Origin of the sequence: uncultured Eudoraea sp., from assembly GCF_947258525.1 — a bacterium.
Lineage (GTDB): Bacteria > Bacteroidota > Bacteroidia > Flavobacteriales > Flavobacteriaceae > Eudoraea.
This window is the reverse complement of the sequence record NZ_CAMYIP010000226.1, coordinates 1-5,171: the sequence shown is the minus strand read 5'-3', so window position 1 is coordinate 5,171 and position 5,171 is coordinate 1. Positions and strand designations below refer to the sequence as shown.

General features: G+C 39.7%; 4 protein-coding genes. All 4 read left to right on the top strand.

Annotated elements, in window-relative coordinates; all coding sequences use genetic code 11:
* Window positions 1–103 precede the first annotated feature (103 nt).
* Window positions 104–472 (top strand): hypothetical protein, encoded by a 369-nt coding sequence (locus Q0X89_RS17370; RefSeq protein WP_297696545.1) that lies wholly within the window; start codon window positions 104–106, stop codon window positions 470–472.
* A 1,141-nt stretch (window positions 473–1,613) separates the two neighbouring features.
* The gene (locus Q0X89_RS17365; protein ID WP_297696543.1) at window positions 1,614–2,357 is read left to right on the top strand and encodes an AraC family transcriptional regulator; all 744 of its coding nucleotides are present in this window, start codon (window positions 1,614–1,616) and stop codon (window positions 2,355–2,357) included.
* A gap of 119 nt (window positions 2,358–2,476) precedes the next feature.
* Complete coding sequence (locus tag Q0X89_RS17360; RefSeq protein WP_297696541.1) at window positions 2,477–4,105, top strand: nitrilase-related carbon-nitrogen hydrolase; 1,629 nt, start codon at window positions 2,477–2,479, stop codon at window positions 4,103–4,105.
* Window positions 4,106–4,456: 351 nt separating this feature from the next.
* The coding region (locus Q0X89_RS17355; protein ID WP_297696539.1) for a hypothetical protein at window positions 4,457–5,171 on the top strand (715 nt) is incomplete at its 3' end.

Here is a 5,171-nt window from a genome sequence, read left to right as displayed (position 1 = left end):
TTCAATAATCTCTTTAAAAATTGTCTTAAAAGTGACATGATAAAAATCATTTAGTAGTCCGTCAGTATCTCCTATATTAATCCCAAATCTTAAATATAAAGTTATGAAACAGCTCATTTTTGCACTATTATTCGTAATTGGAAGTATGGGCCTAAATGCAAAGGACACTAATTGCATAGCGCCCCAGGAAGTACAGGTTGGTGATATTTTCAAAATAGGCGACTCCGAAGCTCCAAGGTACGAACACATAAAATTTCCAAGGCCCAATTTTATTATCAAAAGAGGCGGTGTTGCCAATTACAAAGGGTTGCCGGGAAACAAAGTGGTCGTAACATCTGTAGAGGAAAAGATGGACGGCACCTTAATAGTAAAGATCAAAAGGGCCGATGGCGGACGGTTCTTCGGAAGCCACTGGGAAGTATCGGCAGATTTGAAGGGCGCACTGGAAACAGGTGAATTGGTTGGAATTTAAAGTAGGTATAATGGGAGATGTGGTAATTAAATAACCGTTGTCAATAACTTATTTAATTTAATCCCCTTTTTCTACAAATATTGCTTAATCAAAAAAGAGTTGTATCAAATAAATGATACAACTCTTTGATTTTGGTGATGCCTCAATAATTCCTAACCTTGGGAAGAAAACACAGCAATATTTTCCAACGCCAAACATTAGGTAAACAAATTGGCGCAAAGGATCCCAACCTATCATATTTGATAGATGCCTCTAAACTAGTAGATGAAAATGGTATGGAAATAAAGGATCTAAAGACCGCTTAAACTTTAGTAATCATAAACACTCTCTACGAGTGTAACAATTAATACTATTGCTATCGATAGTGCTACTGCTGTAATTAAGAAAGTCATATCAAATGGTTTTAATATTTGTGCAAAATTGATGCTACAATTAATAGAATCCTATGACTTTAATCATAGATCAGTAAAACCTCCAAAAGAGCTACAAAGCGGCCAAACAATAATTGAATAATCAAAAGACAAACAACCTAGTGCTGCTTCAGTTAAGCCGAACCAATTCTGTGATCAATACCAGGTATTTCCTTTATGCTATATTTAATAATTCCTTAACTTAGAAAAAACAACCAGCCACTTTATTTATGATCAAATTCTTTCGCCAAATCCGTCAAAAACTGATCAGGGAAAACCGGTTTTCTAGGTACATCCTTTATGCTATTGGAGAGATTGTATTTCTTACCTTTAGGTCGGACTAATTAATTAACGAGTTGTTTTTGATGCCTGAGTTATTTCAAATCCTTTGCCTGCTGGTCCTCTTTCAGCTGTTTTTTATTAGTTTTTTCCTATTCTTTTCAAAAAAGGGGAGTAAACTAAGCAATTATCTTTTGGCTTTTTTCTTTTTGAGCCTGGCTGCGGGATTGCTGGACTATTATTTACTTGTTTCAGGATATTTCGAAGTTAACACCCAATATGCCCTCTTTCTAAACAGCCTTGTTATCTTTCACGCCCCACTTCTTTTACTATATACACAGTCCCTTACTACTGAAAGTTTCCGCCTCAAACCCATTCATTTACTGCATGCCCTTCCATTTGGAATCGCTTTGGTGTTATTGTTCATCTTCTATTACAGCCAAAGCCCAGAAATGCAGAAGTGGGTTTTGGAAGACGTTAAAAAAGGAAAGGACCTCAGTACGATTATGATCTCCGTTTTTGGATTTATTTACGAGATCTCTTATCTGCTAGCCATTAAGATCAGGATAAGGAAATACCGCGATACTATTGTAGAGCATTTTTCTAACCTCGACAAGATTAATCTGAATTGGCTGAATTTTCTGGTAAATGTATTTATCATTTACATTTTAGCGAGTGCCTTCTCCAATTTACTCAGGCATAGCCAGATTATCCGTTTGGATCAGGGGGCTATAGTTGTAGCATTGGTTGGACTGCTGTTCTTTATCAGCAGTGTGTTGCTAAAGGGCCTTCACCAAAACGAGATCTTTCTTGGTGCCCAACGCAGTTCTATTGATGGAGGCGGTTCACAGGAAGAAAATAAATCGTTACTCGAAAGACTGAATTCCCACATTACAAAAAACAAACCCTACCTTAATGCTGAACTTACACTCAATGACCTGGCTTCGCAGGTGAACATCTCATCGCGCCAGCTATCTACCCTGATCAATGTAGAATTAGGCAAATCATTCTTTGATCTAATTAATGGTTATCGGATTGAAGAAGCGAAAAGGATATTACGGGAATCCACGGACAGTAAACTTACAGTCCTGGAGGTAATGTATGAAGTGGGATTCAATTCTAAATCCAGTTTCAATACCGCTTTTAAAAAATACACAGGCAGCACCCCAACAGCTTATAAATCCCGGTTTTCATAACTATTTAAGAGGTACGACTTTCCGCACCAAACATCGAACGCATTTAAAGGGTTCGACTTCACGTAATCAGTCGATATTGAACCGTGTATGCCATTACTTTGTTCAAAAATCATCACATCATGAAAACTATAAAACATTATTTATCAAATCCGTACCTGGCATTATTCCTGGGTATGTTCTTTATGACTCTCGGTTCCGCCAAATGGACCATATTTATTGGACCCTGGTTAGGCCTTGCCTTCTTTCTCTATTTTATGCGTACTGTTAAAGCATGGAAAGCCATAGTATTTGGTTTTCTAGGCTTCTACGTGTCTGGGTTAGTAGGAGTCTATGAGGTATTCCCGGCCCCTCTTCCCATTTTATTGATCCTGCTACTGATAATTTCGGCCATGGGGCTACTTCCCTATATAATAGACAGGCTCAGCAATGCCCGTGAAAGGGGTTTTCTGGGCACCCTTATTTTTCCTGCCGCATTCGTGGTTATGGAATACCTGAATACCCTGGACAGAGGTGAAGTCTGGAGTTCAATTGCGAACACCCAATACCAATTTCCTGCGATACAGCAGATCGCTTCGGTCTTTGGCCTCTGGGGAATCTCCTTTTTAATCGCCTGGTTTGCATCGCTTGTAAACTGGATGGCGGCACAACAATGGAAATGGGCTCGAATAAGAACGGGTGGCATCATAGCGGGAACTGTTTATTTTATCGTCCTGGCCTTTGGCATACTAAGAGTCTCATTAGTAGATTATGATAAAGCAGAAACTGTAAAAATTGCCGGTGTTACATTAGATAATTCCAATATTACAGAAACCATTTATTATGGTGAATTTGGTAAAACCATTACCATTGAACCTGATGCTTCACAGACATCCCCGGAGCTTCAGGAAGCAAATAGGGCTATGTTACCCTTTATTGAAGATCCTTTCGCGGAGAAGTTCAAAAATGCTAGAAAAGCATTGAATGCCAATCTGGGCCTTCTTTTTAATAAAACAAGCCAGATGGCAGATCGGGGGGCAAAAATAATTGTATGGTCCGAAGCCATCGGATTTATCATTAATTCTCAGGAGGACGGGGTTATTGAAAGGGCAAAAGCTTTGGCTAAAGAAAAACAAATATATCTCTTCATGTCACTTGGTGTTGTCAATCCCGGGCCATATAATCCTGAACGATTGTTGCTGGTTAATAAAACAATAACCCTGACTCCAGAGGGAGAGGTAGCTAATGTTTATCTGAAAAGCAATCCGGTGCCATTTGCTGAACAGGATTACGGGTCGGATGATATTATCCCGCTTATAGACACTCCCTACGGTAAGCTTTCCCCGGTTATTTGCTACGATGCCGATTTTCCACACTTTTTAAAACAAACCGGCAAAATAGGAACAGATATTTTATTGGTGCCATCAGGAGACTGGAAGGCCATAGATCCTTACCATGCCTATATGTCAAGCCTTAGGGGGATTGAAAATGGGATGTCTGTAATAAGGCCGGTATCGCGTGCTACTTCCATTGCGACGGATCCTTACGGTGGTTTACTCGGAAGCACTGACTTCTACAGCTCAAAGGAGAAAACTTTAATGGTCATTGTTCCAATTCATGGAATAAATACCATATATAATCGTATTGGAGATCTCCTGCCTTTTTCAGCCATGGTCTTTATCGCATACATCCTGATAGAGATGTTATTAAAAATCTTTAAAAAAGAAAAAACATTACCGAATAAGCAAAAGACAAAGGTAGTGGGAGTTTAGTACAACTTAAAACTATTACCAATATTTGGCCTAATGGTGCCTGGTGTTTAGTCTTATCCAGGCCTTATAAGGTCGATTTTTCTTTTTGTAATTCCATCCTTACATTTTCCGTTGGAAAATTGTTACTAATTCATCTGGGGATATGAGCATTATCTTTCTTTTTATATTTAAACCTGCATTGCTACTATGTTTATATGGTTTGTTTCAATTATATTTAACAAAACCGTAAACCTTATTTGACCAATGTCACTCCTTTTGTTGACCTCCATTCGAAAAAATTACCCTTCATTAAGCCTGGCATCAACTTGCATCATTCTCTCTCTTGCTCTGGCCTTATCCTCCTGCAAATCAATGGGGCCCAAAACTATTCCGCAGGATAGTTTCAATTATAACCAGCGTATAGCAAACCATGAGAACGAACAAATGTTGCTGAATATCGTCCGCCTGAGGTATTTGGAAATGGCCCGTTTTATGAATGTGTCCTCCGTAATTAATTCATACACCCGTGGCGGTTCAGCAGGCGTTAGCGGGGGCGCAAATCCTGTTGGGAATTCAATTGGTGGGAATATTTCCTCAAATTGGTCGGACCGCCCCACGATTACATATACCCCAATGACCGGTCAGGCATTTTCACAAAGTCTGCTTACCCCACTCCCTCCTTCTGTGATCTTTTTTTTGATTCAGTCCGGATGGTCTGCGGAACGACTGATGCGATTGACCAATTCTATGATCAATGGAATCCACAATGAGATTGGAACACCCGGGGAACAAAGGCAGAGCGACCCCGAGTTTAACGAATTGCTTGAGGTTCTCCACCAGCTCCAACGCGCCGGTGCTCTAGGCATGCATTTCAGAGGTGATTGGCCCAAGGTGGATGTAGATATTATCCTTCCCGAGAGGCCCCGAACGGACTCTGTTCAGAGGGCCATTACTAAATTCAAGGAACTTTTGCAGTTGGATCAGGAAATGAACATTTTCGATATTGAATATGGCGTAGTCGTTGAAAGGAAAAATCAAATTATAGTTCAGACACACTCCATCCTGGAAATGATGTCTAATATTTCCT

What these genes read in the sequence shown, in the direction of transcription:
- Q0X89_RS17370 (WP_297696545.1), top strand. Translation starts at nt 104, where the DNA reads ATGAAACAGCTCATTTTTGCACTATTATTCGTAATTGGAAGTATGGGC.
- Q0X89_RS17365 (WP_297696543.1), top strand. Translation starts at nt 1,614, where the DNA reads ATGCAGAAGTGGGTTTTGGAAGACGTTAAAAAAGGAAAGGACCTCAGT.
- Q0X89_RS17360 (WP_297696541.1), top strand. Translation starts at nt 2,477, where the DNA reads ATGAAAACTATAAAACATTATTTATCAAATCCGTACCTGGCATTATTC.